The organism is Actinopolymorpha rutila (assembly GCF_013407855.1).
In the GTDB taxonomy this organism is placed as follows: domain Bacteria; phylum Actinomycetota; class Actinomycetes; order Propionibacteriales; family Actinopolymorphaceae; genus Actinopolymorpha; species Actinopolymorpha rutila.
In genome coordinates, this window is record NZ_JACBZH010000001.1 from 4,406,308 (window position 1) to 4,424,208 (window position 17,901).

Sequence of the window (17,901 nt, forward strand, 5' to 3'; positions counted from 1 at the left end):
GTGCGGGACGTCAGCAGTGCGGCAAAGATCCCTCGACGTGGCCGATCGCGTTTCGCATACTCCAGACAGCCGAGAGTGTTGGGCCCGTACCGCACCCGAGAGGTGGCCGATGAGCCTTCAGGAGATCAGCGCGGTCAATCGACAGTTCGAGCAGGCCGTCTGCGACGGGGACATGGACCTGCTCGCGTCGCTCTACACCTCCGACGCGATCGTGCTCCCGCCGGACGGGCCGGTGGTCAGGGGCCGGGGCGCGATCAAGCAGATGTGGACGGCGGTGGTACAGCAGCTGGGGCTCACGGACGTTCGGCTCCGGACGCTCGACTACGAACAGTCCAGCCGCACCGGCTCCGAGGTCGGCGAGGCCACACTGACCCTCGGCGGCGGCACGGCAGTGGTGAAGTACGTCGTCGTGTGGAAGCGCACCAAGGGTCAGTGGCGGCTGCACCGGGACATCTGGAACGCGAAGGCTGGTTAGCGATCGACGTCCTCACTGCGAGCCGAGGTCCTGGCGTTCGAGCAGCGCTCTCATCTGTTCGGCCAGCGCGTGGACGCCGGACATCGGCCGGATCATGACGACCAGCTCGTCGATCGCCCCGGACTCGTCGATGTGCAGGAAGTCGCAGCCTTCGAGCTCCCGGTCACCCGCACGTGCCCGGAAGACGAGGGCGATGTCTCGTGAGCCCGCGCCGATCTCCCGCGTGTAGCGGAAGTCCCGCAGAACCTCGGCCACGGCGTACAGGAGAGGTGCGACAGCGTCCCGGCCGCGGTACGGCGCGAAGACGACGGGACTGCGGAACTCGACGTCCTCGGCGAGCAGGGCCACTGCACTCCCGACGTCGTGTGCCTGCATGGCCATACCGAACGGATGCATGACAGACCTCCCGATCCGTCTTGGGGACACCGGCCATCCTCACTGGCTGCCTCCAAGTTCGCCACCGACGGCCCAGTTCTCCGGCGGCATCTCCTCGATCAGGACCCATACCCCGTCAGGCCCCTGGCCCGGGCGTCCACAGGTGTCGAGAAACGCCTCGGTCATGCGCTTGGCGAGAGCGGCCTTCTGTTCGCGCGATCGGCCGGCGAACATCTCTACTCGGATGATCGGCATCGTCCTGCCCTTCTCTGTACGTCCTCCGTGTGGACGTATGAGGAAGGCCTGGTGTGACACCGCCGGTGCGGCCTCGGCTGAATCCCGGATGTCGGTGGCGTGCGGGACGATGTGGCGATGGTGAACATTGGAGCGATCGTTCTGAATGTGTCCGACCGCCACCGGGCCTCGGGGTTCTGGTCGCAGGCGCTTGGGTACAAGCCCAAGCCGGAAAACCCGGACTTCCTCGTCGACCCCTCCGGCAAGGGCGTACGACTGCACCTGGACGAGACGGACCGCACCCACCTCGACCTGTGGGCGGAACCGGGTCAGCAGCAGGCGGAGGTCGACCGCCTGCTGGCGCTGGGCGCGACGAAACCCGACTGGGTCTATCCCGAGCATGCCGACTTCGTCGTACTCGCGGACCCCGAGGGCAACCTCTTCTGCGTCATCGGCGACTGATCGGGTCCGATACGGGGCGCGCCAGGCGTCCGGAGGCTTCCCATGGCTCAGCCCAGAAACCTGCTGGCTCATCCGAGGCTCCGTTGGGAGAATCGCGCACCATGGCGATCTCTCGTGAGAACCGGCGACGATGAAGGACTCGAGCGCCGAGCAGCGTGAGACATGGGACCAGATCGCTGCCGGCTGGAGCCCGGACGACGCTGTGGAGACGGCGTCCACGACTCCTATGATCGACTTCCTCGCTCAGCTGGCGGGGGACGGCGCAGCCCTGGAGTTCGCTATCGGTACCGGGCGGATCGGGGTACCCCTTGCGCGCCGAGGGGTCTCGGTTGCCGGTATCGATGTGTCGCCGGCGATGGTCGACGTGCTTCATGCCGCGATGCCTGCCGTCGAGCTGCCGGTGACCGTGGGAAGCATGGCCACGGCCGACGCACCCGGTCGCGACTACCAGCTCGTCTTCCTCATCGCCAACGCAATCACCTGCCTGCTGCACCAGGACGAGCAGATCGCCTGCTTCCGGAACGCTGCCCGGCATCTGCGGCCAGGTGGCTACTTCGTCATCCAGGCATGGGTTCCACAGCTGCGTCAGCTGCCGCCGGGCCAGTCGGTGGTGCCCGCCACAGCCACGGACACCTTGCTCATCTTCGACAGCTACGACCTCGTTTCCCAACGGCTTTCCTGTCACCACTACAACCTCAAGAACGGTCTCGTGGTCAGCACCAGCACGAGTCACCACCGCTACGTCTGGCCGTCCGAGATGGACGTCATGGCCAAGATGGCAGGACTCGAGCTGATGGCCCGCTACGCCAGCTGGGATCGAGCCGAGTTCACCGGCGACAGCTACTCCAGCGTGTCCGTCTGGCAGAAGCCACGCTGCGCGGGGCACGAGAAGACCCCGACGACGGTTGATCCAGGGATGGCGAACTGACGATGGGCGACGTGTCGGTTGAGTACGAGCACCGCGCTCGGCTGGAGGAAGCCGAACTACAGGGCCTGTTCGAGGTCGCGTGGGGTGCACGCAAGTGCGATTTCGGCCGGGTACTAGCTCGCAGCTTCACCTGGGTCACCGCACGGATCCGCAGCCAACTGGTCGGTTTTGTCAATGTGGCCTGGGACGGGGGCGCCCACTTCTTCCTCCTCGACACCACCGTCCACCCCGACTGGCAGCACCAGGGCATCGGCGTCCGACTTGTCCAGGAAGCGATCGCCGACTGCCGGGGGCACGGCGAGTGGCTCCACGTCGACAGCGACGAGACCCTCATGGCCTCGTTCTACCGCCGCTGCGGGTTCGAGCCCGTCCCGGCTGGTGCAATCAACGTTGGCCGAGTGAATGGCTGACGATCGATGACCCATCGACTTCGGGTGAGAGGCCTTCTGCGCACCGTTCAGCTCGACTGCTGGTACTCGGTGAAGATCTGGTCGAGCGTACGGAGGGCGTCAGCGGGCTCCGGCTCGCCATCTCGTACGGCCCCGGCACAACCGGCGAGGGCTTTCCACAGTGCCCAGCCGCGCCCACGTGCCCAGGTCGCCGAATTCACTGACAGCGTGTCGCGAAACGCGCTCCGGCTCTCTCCGGAAAACATCGTCCAGGCAACAGCCATGTCGCACGCCGGGTCACCGACACCGCACGTTCCGAAGTCGATGACGGCAGCGAGGGCACCGTCCTGCACGAGGAGGTTTCCGTGGGCGACATCGCCGTGAAACCACACGACTCGTTCGTCCCAAGGCGCCCGCAGCGCAGACCGCCAGATCTGGAGCGCGAGTTCAGTGTCAACGCGACCTTGCAGTGTGGCCAGCGAGCTCCTCGTCACCTTGTCGTACGCTGCCAACGGTCCGCCCCGGAACCAGTTGTGTTGCCCGGGAGGAGGAGCGTCGGTGGGATCAACGCCCTGCAGAGCTACCAGAAAAGCGGCGAGGTCGGTTGCGAAGTCTGTGAGGCTGGCGATGTTTGCAGGACTCGCAGGCTCACCGCGCAGCCACCCGTACACCGACCACTCATGGGGATATCCCTCGCCGGGCGAACCCTGTGCCAAGGGGACGGGGATGGACAGCGGCAGCTGTGGGGCAAGGATCGGCAGCCATCGTTGCTCCTTGTCCACGGCCAACGCATACGGCGCCGCGCTCGGCAGCCGCACCAACATCTCGTCGCCGAGACGAAAGGTCCGGTTGTCCCAGCCCTCGTTCGCCACTGGCCGGATCGGAAGGCCCGGCCCAGTGCGGGAACTGCGTGGCAACCAGTCGACGCACCAGCCCGACATCCGCGGGAAACCGGGTCGGCACCGGGCCGATGTCCTGCACGTCACTCATCCACGACCTTCTACCGAACCAGGCCTGCCTGATGGCTGCCTCAGCGCCCGCTCTGTCCGCTTCCGGCCGCACAGGTGAGCGGCGCGGAGTGCGACCCAAGGCGTCGTCGCCGACGCCGTTCCGGCGTAGCTAGCTACCCGCTTCGTCCTCGACGTCCGCGTCTGGCTTCGCCTACGTTTGGCGCCATGCACAAGCCACTGCAGGAACGGGTAGCACTTGTGACCGGTGCAAGCCGCGGGGCGGGCCGGGGCATCGCCATCGAGCTTGGTGCAGCCGGTGCCACCGTGTACTGCACCGGGCGTACGAGTGGCCGGCATCGTTCCGAGTACAACCGGCCGGAGACGATCGAGGAAACCGCGGAGTTGGTTACTGCGGCAGGTGGCCACGGAGTGCCGGTCCGCGTGGACCATTCGGACGTCGACGCGGTCGGCTCCCTCTTCGAGCAGATCAAGGCAGAGTCCGGACGCCTCGACATCCTGGTCAACGACATCTGGGGTGGCGATCCGTTCCTGGGCTCGTTCAGTACGCCCTTCTGGGAGCAGGACCTCTCCACCGGCATCCAGGTGCTCCACAACGCCGTCGACACCCACATCATCACAAGCTGGTTCGCGGCGCCTGTCATGGTGAGGCAGGGCTCCGGCCTCATCGTCGAGATGACGGACGGAGAACCAGAGAACTACCACGACCATCTCTTCTACGACCTGCCGAAGAAGTCCGCGATGCGGCTTGCCGTGTCGTACGCCACGGAGCTCGGACCACACGGGATCGTTGGCGTGGCGTTGTCTCCCGGATGGCTGCGCTCGGAGGCGATGCTCGAGGGTCACGGCGTTACAGAGGACAACTGGCAGGACTGGTACTGGAACCACCAGGACGAGCACCCGGCGGAGTGGCTCGCGTCGGAAACACCGCGTTACACAGGTCGGGCCGTTGTTGCGCTGGCAACGGAGCGCGAGGCGGATCGCTGGAACGGGAAGTCGGTCAAGACCGCACAGCTCGCCGGCGAGTACGGATTCACGGACGTGAACGGAACCACTCCGGGCCACGGAATTTACAACTGGAACTACCTGACGACAACCACACCACAGCGTGCGGACTATCGCGGCAGCTGAACCAGACGCAACTGGCGGCCGACTTTGCCAGCTCGGTCAGACGCGTCCACCGCCCCTTGACAACGCAGACCCGCACGCGCTTATCCACTGGCATGAGCCGTGGGTGCACAGTACCGTCGGACCGCACCCGGCCGGGAGGTCACGATGACAGACGACGTGGTGGCAACTCATGGGCGCTTCGACTCGATCGAGGAGCCGTTCCACGCGGCACTGGACCTGACACTGGACCCGCGCGGCCCTGACTCACTGTTCGATCTCGTCTCGGCGATGGGCCTGCCCGCTGGCTCCACCGTCGTCGACGTCGGCTGCGGTCGGGGACGCCAAGCGGTCGAGCTCGCCCGACGCTTCGGGTTCACCGTCCTCGGCATCGACCCCTTCTACCGCACTGCCGATGCGAGCAAGGAGGCCGAATCACTGGGAACGGGAGCCGTGCGTTTCGCCGACGCAACAGCGGAATCGATCCCGCTCGGCGACGGCCAGGTCGACCTGATCTTCTGCCGCGAGTCCCTGATGTACACCGACCTGCCCGTCGCCATGTCGGAATTCAGCCGAGTCCTCCGCCCCGGTGGGCGAGGGCTGGTGTACCTGGTTCTCAATGACTCCCGGATCACCGACGCAGAGATCAGCCAGCTGTGGGAGCCACTGGCGCCAAGCCCACTGCGCCCAGCCGATGTCGATCACGCGCTCCGCCGCGGCGGGCTCACCATCGACCAGCAGGTCGACTACGGCAGCGAGTGGGGCGAACGCTCCCAGGAACAGGACGAAACCGCGGGTCGACGCCTGCTCTACGCCGCCCGGCTGCTGCGACAACCCGACCGCTACATCGAACAGTTCGGGCAGGCCAACTACGACATCATGCTCGGCGACTGCCTCTGGCACATCTACCGCATGCTCGGCAAGCTCACCGGCTACGCCGTCACGTTCACCAAGCCAGGCTAGATCTGCAGGTCCTCGAGTAGCCGCTCGATCTTCGTTACTGTGAACGGATCTGAGATCAGGTGCCGCAGCTCACCCTCGGCGTAGGATCGCTGGTCGTCCCCGATGGCGTCTCGCGCCGAACAGAACTGGTTGTAGGTCCAGTTGAGGTGTGCCGTGATCGTGAGCCAGAACGACGAGGGGTCGAGCGACGGTGCGGTCCCCGCCCGTTCGCGGTAACCGGCAATGACGGCGCGCGCCGCCCCCGGGTTGGCGGGGCCGTGGATCGCCCAATGTGTGAGGACGTAGGCGAGCTCCCACTCGGGACAGTGTGGGCCCGCGAAGTCCCAGTGGACCAGGACGAGTTCGTCGTGTGGAGCTGTCCGCACCGTGCCGATGCTGAGGTCGGCAATGCTGACCACCATGGGCTCTGCAGCCTGCCGGAACGGCACAGCCTCAAGCACACGGAGCGTGCCCTCCCGAAGGCGAACCAGGTCGTCAGTCCACGGCTTGCCCGCCGCCGACGTGCCTGCGATGAGCTGATCCCACTCCGCCTCGTTGTGGCGGTACGTGAGGTGCCCGGGTGCGAACGGCTTCACTACGTACTCACTGGGCATCGCCACCTCGTGCACTGTCGCGAGGACCCGGCCGACGTGCCTCGCGATCGACGACCGAACCGGCTGCAGCACTTCGGGACCGAACTCCATCCACTCATCAACCCGCCAGTTCTTCCCGTGTACGCGCTTGACGAACGCGCCATCCACGGCGTGGACAGGTTTGGGCGCGAGCACACCGGCGGCCCGTGCTCGTTCTTGCAACTCGGTGGCGCGAGCGACCTGGTCGTTTCCCATCCACTCGAAGACAGGACCCACCAGCCACGCGCCACGGTCTGTCTCCAGCCGCCAACGCCGCCCCATGAACGTGTAGGAAATCGGCGTCAATGGCGCTTTGACAGTACCCAGATCGAACGCCGCGGCAAGATCGCGAGCAAGCGCAGGTTCCGCGGTCGGCGGCGTGGAACGGCGGCGTTCGACCTCGGCCTTGAGCTCCGGCCAGGTTCGAAAGCCGTACTGATCAGCAACCGCACGCTGCGCATCGGACAGTACGGCCTTCGGATCAGCTTCACGAAGTGCGCCGAGGACGTCCTTTGCTTCCTGGCGGAGGAAGTCAAGATTGGGATTGTCCGGCAGGTATCTCACAGCTACTCGCTCTCGTACCCGGACTCGCACGGGTGGCTCAGAGCGGCAGTGAATTACCCACACTGATCCAAGATCACAGGGGTGGCTTCCAGCCTTCCGGCGAGTCTCGACGCGTCCCCTTGACACGTTGCGGGTATGCAACCATGTCGGTCCCCCGACGTCAACACCTACCAGCGCCGGTCCTTGTCCACACGAATGGCTGCCTGGTGTCGGTCCACTGGAAAAGCCAGGTTCGGCTGTCCGAGTTCAAGGACCCGAGCGGACGCGTCGTCACCGGGGTCGATCAGGTGATCGAAATCCCCCGGACGTGGCGTACCTACCGTCGTGACCGTTGCTGTGGCAGCATCGGTGCACCTTATCTGGGAGGAACGACATGGCCGGTTCTTCTGCAGCGAGCGAACCATGGAAAGAACCCGGGTGGATGTCCCCGGAGGAGTTCAAGGCGTCCGAGGGCGTCGACGACTGGCGGCTTCTGATGGATGGCGCCCAGGCGTTCTTCCGTACGGACTCCTTCGCGACCAGTGCCCGGCTGATCCAGGCGATCGCCGACCTGCCGGCCGTCGACAATGAGCATCAGCCCGACGTCGACCTCCGCCCTGACGGCGTGACCGTACGTTTGACCACGATCACCGCCGGGCTCTTCTTCTGCGGCCACAGCGTGCGGGATGCCGAACTGGCCCGGCAGATCTCCGTCGCCGCGCGGGCGTTGGGTATTCCTGCCGACCCGACGCGTACGCAGCACATCCAGGTTTCGGTCGACGCGTCCTCGATTCCCGACGTGATGCCCTTCTGGCGGGAGGCGCTCGGCTATGAGTTCCGCCGTGACACCGACGAGGACGTCGTGGATTCCAGAGGCCGCGGACCCTCGTTCTGGTTCCAGCAGATGGAAGCCCCGCGACGGCAGCGCAACCGCATCCACGTCGACATCGCGGTGCCTCCCGAACAAGCCGAAGCCCGGATCGCTGCCGTCCTCGCCGCCGGCGGCCGCCGGGCAGACCCAGACCACCCGTGGATCCTCTCCGACCCCGAAGGCAACGAGGTCTGCCTGGGGTGACCCGCGATCCGCGCCGTGTCGGACGCCTGCGCGGCCGTTCTGTCGTCAGCGGAGATAGACGCTACCCAGCCGCAGCGCCATGTCGATTCGTCGCCTCCGTCTTCGGCTCCGCAGCGGTGGAGGTCGAGCGCTGGGGACGGCCCCTTCATGGTGCTTCCCGACCGTGCCGCCGTAGCGACTTACGCCCGCCATCACCAGCTGCCTTGGGGTGTCGAAAACCGGGTAACCGCTCCGGTCACGCTCACGAAGCGAGGGTGCCCCGTATGGGCGCGAAAGTAGGGTCACGACAAGCGTCCTAGCCGATCATGGATCGTACGGCACGGATCGCGGCACACGGGTCAGCCTCGGGAAGTGGCGCCATCCAGGCGTACGCAGCTGTCGGGAATCGCGCGCGGTACATGCCCGGATATGCGAGCAGGTTGTCACGCGCGTTCTGCTCCGTCGTGACAACCTCACCGATGAGCAAGCGCGCCTGGTACGACAGTGCGATCCGCTCGGCGAGCCACTCCGGAACATCAACAGCCACATGCGGTTTCGCGTACGCCGCGGTGAGAAGCTGATCGGCGAACGCACCGCCACCGTGCCGGTCGGCACGGGCCTCGAAATGTGTCCAGTACCTGCCGAAGGAGCCCGCCCGCTCACCCCAGCGTTCGGTGGCGACCTCGGCCAGCGCGGTCGCGGCGCGGCGGATCGCGATCCAGGCGCCGACGTGGTCGGTGACGGTCAGGCGATCGGCATCCGCGAGTTGTTGGCGCGCGATGGCAAGCCACGCCTCGATCCGCCGACCGACGAGGGCCTGGTCGAAACGCCACCGTGCCGACAGGTCCAGCAACGTGGCCGCGACTCCACGATCGTCGCGGCGAGCCTGGCCACCGTAGATCTTGTCCAGGCCGTGCAACCAGCGGTTGTCACTCATCCGCGCGAGGACGTCGACAGGAGAGCGCACCTCGCTCTCGTCGAACGTGAGCCGGCCGGCGTCCACCGCCGTGTACACACCGCCCGTGCCCCACATCGCACTCAGCTCGTACGCACACCGGTCGACGTCGGCGGACACCTCTGCCACCGGTCGCCCGGCGCTCAGGACGATCACGTCCAGGTCGCTGAGCGGCCAGTGCTGACCCCGGCCGAAGCTACCGCCGAGCACCAGCCCGACCACTCCTGGAACGGCACTGAGAGCGTCGAGAGCCTCCTCCGACCGTGCAGCCAGCCGTTCCCGCCACTGCCGCAGCCGCGGATCCGTCGCCGTCGCCGTCGCTTCGTTCATCCGTCGCAGCGTAGGCCAGATGCCGCAGGTCCGTACCCGACGTTCGCTCCCCCGAATTCCGGTCGCCTCGGCACCCGAACCCCTGCTACGGTCCGGCGAATGGACTCGATCTGGGTGGGCGAACGGGTGCGGGTGCGAGGCGTCGAGCCCGAGGAGTCCCTGCTGTTGATGGAGTTCGACCAGGACAGCACGTTCATGCGCAACAACGACCGGCTGCATCCACCGCGTTCGAAGGCCGGCTACCGGCGGTATGTCGAGTCCGGCGACGGTACGCCTGACGACGACAGCTTCGGTGCCGGCATCGAGTCCCTTGCCGAGGGACGGCTTGTCGGCTGGTTCGGTACCAACGGGATCGACAAGAACTCCGGGGTCTTCTCCTACGGCATCGCGATCGGCACCGACTTCCAGCGGCGCGGGTACGCCGACGAGGCGATCGTTCTGCTGCTGCGGTACATGTTCGGCGAACGACGGTTCCAGAAGTGCGACGTCGAGATCTACGCCTACAACACGGCCTCCCTGAAGCTGCACGAGAAGCTCGGCTTCGTCGAGGAGGGCCGACGCCGAAGGTCGCAGTACTTCGCCGGGGATTACCACGACGTCGTGCTGATGGGCATCACGATCGAGGAGTACGCCGCGGCTCACTCCCTCGGCACCGTCCAGTCGTCCTGATGGGCAACCGCGAGTACACCCAGCCGCCGGAGCAGACCCTCAGGTGGGTCGAGACTGCTGTGGGTGCGGATGCCCGAGTCGTGCGGGTTTCGAGGCTGCACGGCGGGTTGACGGCCACCATGGACCGGCTGACCGTGGTTGCCGGTGGCCGCGAACTCGACGTCGTACTGCGTCGATGGGCAGGCGACCAGTGGCAGGAGTGGGGGCCGGGACTGGTCGACCGCGAGGCAGCCGCCCTCCGGGCGCTTGCGGACCATGACCTCCCGGTCCCGCGGCTTCTGGCGGCTGACAGTTCGGGCAGGCAGACGGGCGTGCCGGCGCTGCTGATGACGGCTCTGCCCGGTCACCCGGCGCGCAGCCCGACGGACATCGTCGATGGCGTACGCCAGACGGCGACCGTCCTGAGCCGTGTTCACCGCGTCCCGGCCGCCGGCCTCGCGGCGACGGATCCGCACGGATTCGACGAGCGCACCATTCGTGGGTGGACGCGCGATCCCGGGTTGGCGAGCGCCGTGAACGAGGCCGTCGCCACCGCTCCCGAATCGGCTCACCCGCAGGTCCTCGTGCACGGTGACTTCCAGCCGCTGAACATGCTGTGGCGGGACCGCGCACTGTCGGGCGTGGTGGACTGGACGTTCGCGGGCAGCGGCCGGCGCGAGACAGACGCCGGGCTGTGCCGGCTCGGGCTGGCCGCGTTGCTGAGCGCTGAAGCGGCAGAGGATTTCCTGCACTGGTACGAGAAAGAGGCGGGCGTACGCGTGGACCCCCGCGCCGACCTTCGCGGCCTGCTGGCCTTCGAGTCGAGCTGGTTGCCCTTCGCTTCTGAGCAGATGCCGCGGTCGGCACCAGCAGATCACCGAGCCATGGCCGGCCAGGTCGAAACCGTCATCCGTGCCGCACTCGCACGGCTCGGATGATCTTCACGCGGAAATCTGGGTGACACCGATCTCACACCTCGTTACGGTCTATTCGTCGGCCGCCTGGCATCACTCCTTGGCGAGGCGAAGGAGGAGCTGTGCTCTCACACGCCCAGCGTCAGCAGTTCGATCGACTCGGCATCGTCCGTCTTCGTAAGGTGATCCCGTTGCCCGAGGTCACGGCGATGCGCGAGCAGGTGTGGGACTTCCTCGCCGACAAGTACGAAATCAGCCGTGACGATCCGGGGACCTGGACGGTCGAGAAGGCGTGGTACTTCCAGGCTCTCAGCCGAGCCGGGGTGTTCGACTCCATGGGTTCGGACGCCGTGTGCACCGCACTGGACGAGCTGCTCGGCCCGGACAACTGGCGCCGGCCGAGGAACTGGGGGCGCCCCCTGGTGACGTTCCCGCTGCCGGACACCTCATGGGACGTGCCGTACATGAGCTGGCACACCGACGGCCTTGGCAGCGCCGACGACCTGCAGGCGGTGACGATCTTCACCTTCCTGGCGCCTACGGCACCCGGTGGAGGCGGAACCGTCGTTGTAGCCGGGTCACACCAGCTTGTACGGCGAACCGTCGCCGCGGCCGGCCCTGACGCCCGCCTGCGGTCCTCGGAACTCAAGGCTCGACTGGCGTCCCGCGACGTGTGGCTCCGCGACCTCTGGACACAGAACGCTTCCGGCGATCGACGTCGGCGGTACCTTCACGACGGCGCGGTCGTCGACGGGGTGCCGCTGCACGTGGCGGAGCTGACCGGCGAACCGGGCGACGTGATCCTGATGAACTCCCGCTCCCTTCACGCCCCTGCACCGAATGTCCTCGACACCCCGCGCATGATGCTCGTGCACATCGTGGCGAACGAGAAGGCTCCGCAGACCTGACATCGGCCGCTACCCAGGAGTTTCCGACTACGTGGAGGACGGTTGCTCACAAGGCTCCCCCAGCATGCGTACGCCGCAGTCGGTCCGCTGCTCGCCGGGCTTGATCACCAGCTCAGCCTGGTGGCGGTCCTCGCCGGTGCGATGCCCGGCCAGGTGTTCGCCGATGACGCCGTACGCCCGAGTGCGGTCTTCGTACACAGCCCGGAAGGAAACTTCGTCGGTGGCGACCCCACGAACAGCCGTGTCGTCGCGGGCTTGCGCGAACACCTCGCAGCTACCTTCCTGCCCGGACGCGATGAGGATCTTGTGCTGTCCTGCGCCCACGACGACGGCTGGACGCAGGCCGCGCAGATGCTCGCGCCGGAACTCACCCACGTCGCAGTACTGCGGCGGCACTACCTGTTCGGCACCGAGCAGCCGATGCCCCGGCCGAACCCGCCTCCCGGGTACCGAATCGTGCCGATCGACGCGGCGTTCCTTCGGCAGCAGAACGTGCCCGGCCATCTGCGGCGCTGGATGGAAGGCAACTGGGGCAGCAAAGACGGGTTTCTCTCCCATGGCTTCGGCGCGGCGGCACTGCACGGCGATGCCGTCGCCGGCTGGAGCCTGGCCGACTGCATCGTCGCCAACCGCGCCGAGATCGGCATCCACACCACGCCCGAACACCGCCGCCGCGGACTTGCCTCCCAGGTCGCCGGAGCGGCTGTCACGCTCGCATTCGACCAGGGGCTGACCGAGGTCGGCTGGCACTGCAACGACGACAACATTGGGTCGTACCGCACCGCCGAGTCTGTGGGCTTCAAATTGCAGCGGCTCTACCACCTCTTCGCGTTTCGCCCTCGCTGAGCTGGCATGCTCGCGTCAGCGAGGCATCTGCTGCTTGCCGTGATGAGACTTCATGAGCGAGAGGTCGAACACGTGCACCGCGGTCGCGTTCTGAGTGCTTCCCGTCGCGACCACGACCACCTGGTCACCATCCTTGATCGACGCGATGCCGTTCCGTCCGGCGACGACCATTGCGTCCGCACCGACGGTGTAGGCGCCCCGGAAGCCATCGCTGCTGCGCAACGTGATCTCGGTGGAGCCGACACTCTGCACCGCACCTCGCTGGACCAGCAACGTCTGGTGGCCGCCACCTGGCTTCGCCATCACGAACTCACCATGCAGCACCCGCTCGAACATGCCGTGCATGCCGTGCATGCCGTGCATGTCGTCCGGCGCCCCGACCTGCAGCGACTGCGAGGTCTGCGCGACCTGAGCCGTCTGCGTCCCCGTACTCGCCGCGGCCGGGCTGCCGGCCGCCGCGGCGCCACCGGTCGTGAGCGCCACCACCGCCACGCCCGACGCGAGGATCCCGGCGAACGAAGATCGGTTGATCTTCATGGGCGTACTCCTTTCTGTGGCAGGAGCTTTCAACCCACTCTTCACCATGCCGTGTCGGACCCTTCCAACGAGGTGCCCGCAGGCGCTGGTGCCTCGCCTGGCGTCCGCTCGCCCTGCGCCCCCACCGCCGCGACCCCGCGCCGTGAGCGCACTCCGACGGTGTCCGGAATCGGATGCCGACCGGCAGCCGGCACAGAATCTGGTAGCGGGACACAGCTCCGACAGGTAGCGTCGGTGCCACCTTCGGGCAGACACCCGAAGTCACCAACCAGATTCAGGTACGCCGGATCTGGTGGCGTGACTCGCTGTCTTCCCGAGGGTCACGTCGCCGCTCCGGCCCCAGCCAGGAGAAGTGAGCGATGTTGACCGACGAGCAGATGGCACAGTTCGAGCTGCACGGGCTGCTACCACTCCCCCGGACCGTGCCGATGGCCGAGGCTCAGGCGATGCGCGATCGACTGTGGGCCTTCCTGTCGTTCACGCACGGGCGCAGGTCCGACGACCCCGCGACCTGGGAACCCATCGAGGGCCGCACCGGCTTCAAGACGCTCATGCGCACAGGTGCCTTCGACGGCCTGAGTGCGTACCTGTCCGAGCCCATCACCGACCTGCTGGGCACGACATGGGCTCCGCCCGCCCACTGGGGCCACCCACTCGTGACCTTCCCGGACCCGGACCAACAATGGGCGATCCCGGCGAGGCGCTGGCACGTCGACTCCACCCAGTGGTCCACCGGAGCCGTCCCTGGCGTCGTCGCCTTCACCTTCCTGGACGAGGTTCGTCCCCGCGGCGGTGGCACCCTCGTCATGGCCGGCTCGCACCGCCTTACCTGGCAGCTCTGCCTGCAAGCAGGCGGGTTCATGAAGACGAACAGCATGAAGGCCGTACTTGCCGATCGACACAGCTGGTTCGCCGACCTGTGGCGCGAACCGGTCACCGGCGAGGATCAGCTCCGCCGCTACCTCGATGAGGGAGCCGACATCGAGGGCACCCATGTTCGGGTCGTCGAGCTCTGTGGTCGACCGGGCGACGTCGTGCTGATGAACCAGCGCATGCTCCACGTCGCCGCGCCGAACACCCTCGACACACCACGGATGATGCTCTCCGACTTCATCACCCGGAACCCGGACGGTGAGCCCGACAGCAACTACGCGTAGGAACGCGCCTGAAGGGTGTAGAGCTCGGCGTACACACCACCTTGGGCCATGAGCTGTTGGTGGTCGCCGAGTTCGGTGAGCCGACCGCGGTCGACCACGGCGATGAGGTCGGCCGTACGAACGGTCGAGAAACGGTGCGAGACAAGGATGGTCACGGCACCGCAAGCGGTACTTGCCTGTCCCGCGGCGGTGTAGTGAGCGAACAGGTCGTGTTCGGTCTGGGCGTCCAGGCTCGCGGTCGGCTCGTCGAGAAAGAGCAGCAGTGGCTTCGTTCTCATGAACGCCCGTGCCAGCGCGAGCTTCTGCCACTGACCGGTCGACAGGTCCGTGCCCTCGTCCCAGGTGGCGCCCAGCCGGGTGTCGGTCCCACCCGGCAGGCGCTGTGCCATGGCGGCGCTCACCTCTGCCGGCGACGCCGGAACGCGACTCACCGTCCGAACCTGGTCGCACCAAGTCGTGTACTGACCCATCCGACCGCCATAGCCTCCCTGGAAAGGGAGGCGGTTGCCATGCGCGCAGATCGCTCGGACGACGCTGTCGATCAGACCCCGCAGCACGAGCACGACTTCTCGATCCTGCGCCACCCGTCACGAAGACATCTGCTGCGTGCCGGCGGTGTCGCCGTCACGGCCGCGATCACGGCCGGCTGCGACATGCTGTCCACCAAGCCCCAGGCGAAGCGTGGCGGCGGCGCTGACGGGGAGGGCGCTTCCGCGAGCGCGAAGGAAGCACCGGCGCTGACCAAACGCGTCAAGGCAGGTCAGCTTCCACCGCTGAAGCAACGGCTCCCCACCGACCCGCTGGTGGTCTCGCCACAGGAGCGGATCGGCACCTACGGCGGCCAGTGGGACCTGTTCGGTGACAGTCCTCCCGCGGCCGGCGGCGCGGAGGTCTACTACGAGTGGCTGGTCCGGTGGAGTGCGGACTGGAAGAAGGTGATCCCGAACGTCGTTCGTTCGTGGGAGATCGGCGGCGAGGGCCGGGAATACACCTTCCACCTGCGCCGGGGCATGAAGTGGTCCGACGGAAAGCCCTTCACCACCGAGGACATCGCCTTCGCCTACGACGACGTGGTGCTCAACAAGGAGCTGTTCTCCGCACCGCCGTCGTTCTTCGTCACCGCCGACAAGCCCGCACGGCTGGAGGTGCTCGACGAGCACACGTTCCGCTTCGTCTTCACCGAGCCGAACGGACTGTTCCTCGAGCAGTTGGCATCGAACGGTGCGCACGTCCTGACCATCTGCCCCAGGCACTACTTCAGCCAGTTCCATCCCAAGTACAACAAGAACATCGGTGAGCTGTTGAAGAAGGAGAAGACCGACCACTGGTACCAGCTCTTCGCCGAGAAGGGCGGGTCACAGGGGTGGATCGGCAACATCTGGCAGCCGCAGGTTCCGCTGCTGACGGCGTGGCACACCACCAGCGTCACCCAGCAGGGCACGCGCATGATCCTCGAACGCAACCCGTACTACTGGAAGACCGATCCCGACGGCCGTCAGCTTCCCTACCTCGACCGCATCGTCCGGCACGTGATCAGCGACCAGGAAGCCGCGCTGTTGCGGGCGATGGACGGGGAGTTCGAGTTCCTCTGCCCGACGTTCTACAACCCGAACCTGGGTACGCCGAAGAACAAGCCGGTGCTGGCGTCCAACCGGGACCGCGGCGGGTACGAGTTCGTCGAAGGGCTCGACGCGACGATGAACAAGACGGTCATCGCGTTCAACCTCAACCACCCGGACCGCAAGCTCCGCGAGGTTTTCCTGAACCGCGACTTCCGGATCGGCCTGTCCCACGCGATCAACCGCAAGGAGATCATCGCGGCGGTCTACCAGCGCCAGGGCGAACCCTGGCAGGCGGCACCGCGCAAGGAGTCGGAGTTCTACCTCGAGCAGCTCGCCACGCAGTACACGACGTACGACCCCAAGCTGGCCGAGCAGCACCTGGACCACGCCGGCTACACCCGCCGCGACCCCGAAGGCTTCAGGCTGCGCCCGGACGGCAAGCGGCTGACGTTCAACGTCGACGTGATCACCGAGGAGCCCACGCAGATCGACGCGCTCCAACTCGTGCGCGGCTACTGGGAACACGTCGGGGTGAAGATGAACCTCTACTCGATCGACCGTTCGCTGTACTACACGCGCAAGGCGGCCAACAAACACGACGCCAGCGTGTGGACCGGCGACGGCGGTCTGCGGGACGGGATCGTTGACCCCCGTTGGTACTTCCCGGCCAACAGCGAGTCGAACTTCGCGCTCCTGTGGGCGACCTGGTACACCAGCCGCGGAAAGAGCGGCGAGAAGCCGCCCGCGGCCGCGCTTCGGCAGATGAGCCTGTACGACCAGATCGGGGAGACCGTCGACGAGTCCCGCAGACGCGAGCTGTTCATGGAGATTCTGCGGATCGCCGCGGAGGAGTTCTGGGTGCTGGGCACGGTCCTTCCGATCGGGACGTTCGGCATCAAACGCAAGAACTTCCACAACGTGCCGAAGTCGATGATCGCGTCCTGGCGCTACCCCACCCCCGGCCCGACCGCACCGGAGCAGTACTTCGTCACGTCCTGAAGCGCATCGAGACAAGTGCCACGGGAAGCGCGGTCGTTCGAGCTGCCCGAACGGGTGGGTGGACGCTAACAGCCCTCGGACTCGCGGCGCCGCCTTCGGGAGCGGATCTCGTCTCGGTCCCTCCTGTCCCGCTTCTTCTCACCTCGGCGGTCCGGCTCCGTCCGCCCTGCCTGGTGGGCGCTTCTCCTCCGGTGCTCGGTACGTCGCTCCCCCTCGTCGACGTCTCCGCCGTGGCGGTCGGACTCGTCGCGGTCGGACTCGTCGCGGTCGAACTCGTCGCGGTCGGACTCGTCGCGGTCGGACTCGGTGCGTCGCTCCCCCTCGTCGACGTCTCCGGCATCGCGGTCCGACTCGTCGTAGTCAACGTCATAGTCGGTCTCCACCGATGGGGCCTTCTCCGCCGTGGGCTCGCCCGACGCGGCGTCCTCCGTCCCTGAGGAGGAGCCTCGGCCCAGAGCGCGCACGCCCTCGCCCGCGCCGCGACCGAGTTCCTCGACACCTCGGCCGACGGGTGCCGTCAGGCTGGTGACTATCTCGGGGTTGTTGTCGATCGTCCGGAGCACCCGGTCCACGACTTCGGCCACCTTGTCCAGCTTGACCTTGAGCATGGCCTGCGCGTGCACGTTGTCGATCTCCAGGTCGACCTTTCCCAGCGACGCGTGGGCGCCCACGTGCAGGTCGACGACCTGCAGGACCCGCGCGTGAAGGTCGACGTCCGCCTGGAGATCCTCGACCGTGAGGGTGATCTTGTCCACGCCCAGGTCGGGGACGCTCAGCAGGACGTCGGGATCCTGGTTCGAGCCAAGCCAGTCCTGTGCGTTCGCGTCCTCGAGGCCACTTCGTCGGCCGGAGTCGCTGTCGTTCATCCAGTCCCCCAGTCACTCGAACACGAGGCGGCCACCCAGGCACATGGGAAGCGGCTCGATGCACCGCCAC

Annotated in this window: 21 protein-coding genes; 13 read left to right on the top strand and 8 right to left on the bottom strand. The window is 66.8% G+C overall.

Features of this window, described 5'->3' with window-relative positions; all coding sequences use genetic code 11:
• Positions 1–109: 109 nt before the first annotated feature.
• Positions 110–475: a YybH family protein gene (locus tag F4554_RS19615; protein ID WP_179788918.1), complete on the top strand. Its 366-nt coding sequence runs from the start codon at positions 110–112 to the stop codon at positions 473–475.
• Positions 476–487: 12 nt separating this feature from the next.
• Here F4554_RS19615 and F4554_RS19620 read toward each other — a convergent pair whose 3' ends face one another.
• Both F4554_RS19620 and F4554_RS33160 read right to left on the bottom strand, forming a co-directional pair.
• Complete coding sequence (locus tag F4554_RS19620) at positions 488–871, bottom strand: nuclear transport factor 2 family protein (RefSeq protein ID WP_179788919.1); 384 nt, start codon at positions 869–871, stop codon at positions 488–490.
• Between the two features lie 39 nt (positions 872–910).
• Complete coding sequence (locus F4554_RS33160; protein WP_202889374.1) at positions 911–1,267, bottom strand: tautomerase family protein; 357 nt, start codon at positions 1,265–1,267, stop codon at positions 911–913.
• On the opposite strand from F4554_RS33160, the gene F4554_RS19630 reads away from it, so the two are divergent.
• The 3 genes from F4554_RS19630 to F4554_RS19640 all read left to right on the top strand — a co-directional run bounded on the left by F4554_RS19630 (position 1,223) and on the right by F4554_RS19640 (position 2,884).
• A complete protein-coding gene (locus F4554_RS19630) occupies positions 1,223–1,546 on the top strand; it encodes a VOC family protein (protein ID WP_179788920.1) in 324 nt (107 codons plus the stop codon). The two genes, F4554_RS33160 and F4554_RS19630, sit on opposite strands and share 45 nt — an antisense overlap.
• A 130-nt stretch (positions 1,547–1,676) precedes the next feature.
• Positions 1,677–2,474: a class I SAM-dependent methyltransferase gene (locus tag F4554_RS19635; protein WP_179788921.1), complete on the top strand. Its 798-nt coding sequence runs from the start codon at positions 1,677–1,679 to the stop codon at positions 2,472–2,474.
• A 2-nt stretch (positions 2,475–2,476) separates the two neighbouring features.
• Positions 2,477–2,884, top strand: coding sequence for a GNAT family N-acetyltransferase (locus tag F4554_RS19640; RefSeq protein ID WP_179788922.1), 408 nt, complete (start codon positions 2,477–2,479; stop codon positions 2,882–2,884).
• Positions 2,885–2,931: 47 nt separating this feature from the next.
• Here the strand turns inward: F4554_RS19640 and F4554_RS19645 are convergent, their stop codons facing one another.
• A complete protein-coding gene (locus F4554_RS19645; protein WP_337796112.1) occupies positions 2,932–3,735 on the bottom strand; it encodes an aminoglycoside phosphotransferase family protein in 804 nt (267 codons plus the stop codon).
• Positions 3,736–3,927: 192 nt separating this feature from the next.
• Between F4554_RS19645 and F4554_RS19650 the strand changes: the two genes are divergently transcribed.
• Both F4554_RS19650 and F4554_RS19655 read left to right on the top strand, forming a co-directional pair.
• A complete protein-coding gene (locus F4554_RS19650; protein WP_179788923.1) occupies positions 3,928–4,962 on the top strand; it encodes an SDR family oxidoreductase in 1,035 nt (344 codons plus the stop codon).
• A gap of 144 nt (positions 4,963–5,106) precedes the next feature.
• Entirely contained in the window at positions 5,107–5,901 is a 795-nt protein-coding gene (locus tag F4554_RS19655; protein WP_179788924.1) for a class I SAM-dependent methyltransferase, read from the top strand.
• Here the strand turns inward: F4554_RS19655 and F4554_RS19660 are convergent.
• Positions 5,898–7,076, bottom strand: coding sequence for an aminoglycoside phosphotransferase/kinase family protein (locus tag F4554_RS19660; RefSeq protein ID WP_179788925.1), 1,179 nt, complete (start codon positions 7,074–7,076; stop codon positions 5,898–5,900). The two genes, F4554_RS19655 and F4554_RS19660, sit on opposite strands and share 4 nt — an antisense overlap.
• A 421-nt stretch (positions 7,077–7,497) precedes the next feature.
• On the opposite strand from F4554_RS19660, the gene F4554_RS19665 reads away from it, so the two are divergent.
• On the top strand, positions 7,498–8,130 hold the full coding sequence (locus tag F4554_RS19665; RefSeq protein ID WP_179788926.1) for a VOC family protein: 633 nt from the start codon (positions 7,498–7,500) through the stop codon (positions 8,128–8,130).
• 295 nt (positions 8,131–8,425) lie between these two features.
• Here the strand turns inward: F4554_RS19665 and F4554_RS19670 are convergent, their stop codons facing one another.
• The gene (locus F4554_RS19670; RefSeq protein ID WP_179788927.1) at positions 8,426–9,394 is read right to left on the bottom strand and encodes a nucleotidyltransferase domain-containing protein; all 969 of its coding nucleotides are present in this window, start codon (positions 9,392–9,394) and stop codon (positions 8,426–8,428) included.
• 99 nt (positions 9,395–9,493) lie between these two features.
• Between F4554_RS19670 and F4554_RS19675 the strand changes: the two genes are divergently transcribed.
• The 4 genes from F4554_RS19675 (at position 9,494) to F4554_RS19690 (ending at position 12,710) form a co-directional block, all read left to right on the top strand.
• Positions 9,494–10,063 (top strand): GNAT family N-acetyltransferase, encoded by a 570-nt coding sequence (locus tag F4554_RS19675; RefSeq protein ID WP_179788928.1) that lies wholly within the window; start codon positions 9,494–9,496, stop codon positions 10,061–10,063.
• Positions 10,063–10,980, top strand: coding sequence for a phosphotransferase family protein (locus F4554_RS19680; protein ID WP_179788929.1), 918 nt, complete (start codon positions 10,063–10,065; stop codon positions 10,978–10,980). Before F4554_RS19675 ends, F4554_RS19680 begins: the two co-directional genes overlap by 1 nt.
• Positions 10,981–11,147: 167 nt before the next feature.
• Positions 11,148–11,864, top strand: a complete 717-nt coding sequence (locus F4554_RS19685; protein WP_179788930.1) for a phytanoyl-CoA dioxygenase family protein — start codon at positions 11,148–11,150, stop codon at positions 11,862–11,864.
• 120 nt (positions 11,865–11,984) lie between these two features.
• Positions 11,985–12,710: a GNAT family N-acetyltransferase gene (locus F4554_RS19690; protein ID WP_179788931.1), complete on the top strand. Its 726-nt coding sequence runs from the start codon at positions 11,985–11,987 to the stop codon at positions 12,708–12,710.
• 15 nt (positions 12,711–12,725) lie between these two features.
• Here F4554_RS19690 and F4554_RS19695 read toward each other — a convergent pair whose 3' ends face one another.
• On the bottom strand, positions 12,726–13,247 hold the full coding sequence (locus F4554_RS19695) for a hypothetical protein (protein ID WP_179788932.1): 522 nt from the start codon (positions 13,245–13,247) through the stop codon (positions 12,726–12,728).
• A gap of 359 nt (positions 13,248–13,606) precedes the next feature.
• Between F4554_RS19695 and F4554_RS19700 the strand changes: the two genes are divergently transcribed.
• Positions 13,607–14,404: a phytanoyl-CoA dioxygenase family protein gene (locus F4554_RS19700; RefSeq protein WP_179788933.1), complete on the top strand. Its 798-nt coding sequence runs from the start codon at positions 13,607–13,609 to the stop codon at positions 14,402–14,404.
• Here the strand turns inward: F4554_RS19700 and F4554_RS19705 are convergent.
• Positions 14,395–14,793, bottom strand: a complete 399-nt coding sequence (locus F4554_RS19705) for an ATP-binding cassette domain-containing protein (RefSeq protein ID WP_337796113.1) — start codon at positions 14,791–14,793, stop codon at positions 14,395–14,397. The two genes, F4554_RS19700 and F4554_RS19705, sit on opposite strands and share 10 nt — an antisense overlap.
• A 120-nt stretch (positions 14,794–14,913) precedes the next feature.
• Here F4554_RS19705 and F4554_RS19710 point away from each other — a divergent pair, with 120 nt between their 5' ends.
• Positions 14,914–16,965: an ABC transporter substrate-binding protein gene (locus F4554_RS19710; protein WP_179788935.1), complete on the top strand. Its 2,052-nt coding sequence runs from the start codon at positions 14,914–14,916 to the stop codon at positions 16,963–16,965.
• A 65-nt stretch (positions 16,966–17,030) separates the two neighbouring features.
• Here F4554_RS19710 and F4554_RS19715 read toward each other — a convergent pair whose 3' ends face one another.
• Positions 17,031–17,831, bottom strand: a complete 801-nt coding sequence (locus F4554_RS19715) for a hypothetical protein (RefSeq protein WP_179788936.1) — start codon at positions 17,829–17,831, stop codon at positions 17,031–17,033.
• Positions 17,832–17,901 lie beyond the last annotated feature (70 nt).

What these genes read in the sequence shown, in the direction of transcription:
- F4554_RS19615 (WP_179788918.1), top strand. Translation starts at nt 110, where the DNA reads ATGAGCCTTCAGGAGATCAGCGCGGTCAATCGACAGTTCGAGCAGGCC.
- F4554_RS19620 (WP_179788919.1), bottom strand. Translation starts at nt 871, where the DNA reads ATGCATCCGTTCGGTATGGCCATGCAGGCACACGACGTCGGGAGTGCA.
- F4554_RS19630 (WP_179788920.1), top strand. Translation starts at nt 1,223, where the DNA reads ATGGTGAACATTGGAGCGATCGTTCTGAATGTGTCCGACCGCCACCGG.
- F4554_RS19635 (WP_179788921.1), top strand. Translation starts at nt 1,677, where the DNA reads ATGAAGGACTCGAGCGCCGAGCAGCGTGAGACATGGGACCAGATCGCT.
- F4554_RS19640 (WP_179788922.1), top strand. Translation starts at nt 2,477, where the DNA reads ATGGGCGACGTGTCGGTTGAGTACGAGCACCGCGCTCGGCTGGAGGAA.
- F4554_RS19655 (WP_179788924.1), top strand. Translation starts at nt 5,107, where the DNA reads ATGACAGACGACGTGGTGGCAACTCATGGGCGCTTCGACTCGATCGAG.
- F4554_RS19665 (WP_179788926.1), top strand. Translation starts at nt 7,498, where the DNA reads ATGTCCCCGGAGGAGTTCAAGGCGTCCGAGGGCGTCGACGACTGGCGG.
- F4554_RS19670 (WP_179788927.1), bottom strand. Translation starts at nt 9,394, where the DNA reads ATGAACGAAGCGACGGCGACGGCGACGGATCCGCGGCTGCGGCAGTGG.
- F4554_RS19675 (WP_179788928.1), top strand. Translation starts at nt 9,494, where the DNA reads ATGGACTCGATCTGGGTGGGCGAACGGGTGCGGGTGCGAGGCGTCGAG.
- F4554_RS19680 (WP_179788929.1), top strand. Translation starts at nt 10,063, where the DNA reads ATGGGCAACCGCGAGTACACCCAGCCGCCGGAGCAGACCCTCAGGTGG.
- F4554_RS19695 (WP_179788932.1), bottom strand. Translation starts at nt 13,247, where the DNA reads ATGAAGATCAACCGATCTTCGTTCGCCGGGATCCTCGCGTCGGGCGTG.
- F4554_RS19700 (WP_179788933.1), top strand. Translation starts at nt 13,607, where the DNA reads ATGTTGACCGACGAGCAGATGGCACAGTTCGAGCTGCACGGGCTGCTA.
- F4554_RS19705 (WP_337796113.1), bottom strand. Translation starts at nt 14,793, where the DNA reads ATGGCACAGCGCCTGCCGGGTGGGACCGACACCCGGCTGGGCGCCACC.
- F4554_RS19710 (WP_179788935.1), top strand. Translation starts at nt 14,914, where the DNA reads ATGCGCGCAGATCGCTCGGACGACGCTGTCGATCAGACCCCGCAGCAC.
- F4554_RS19715 (WP_179788936.1), bottom strand. Translation starts at nt 17,831, where the DNA reads ATGAACGACAGCGACTCCGGCCGACGAAGTGGCCTCGAGGACGCGAAC.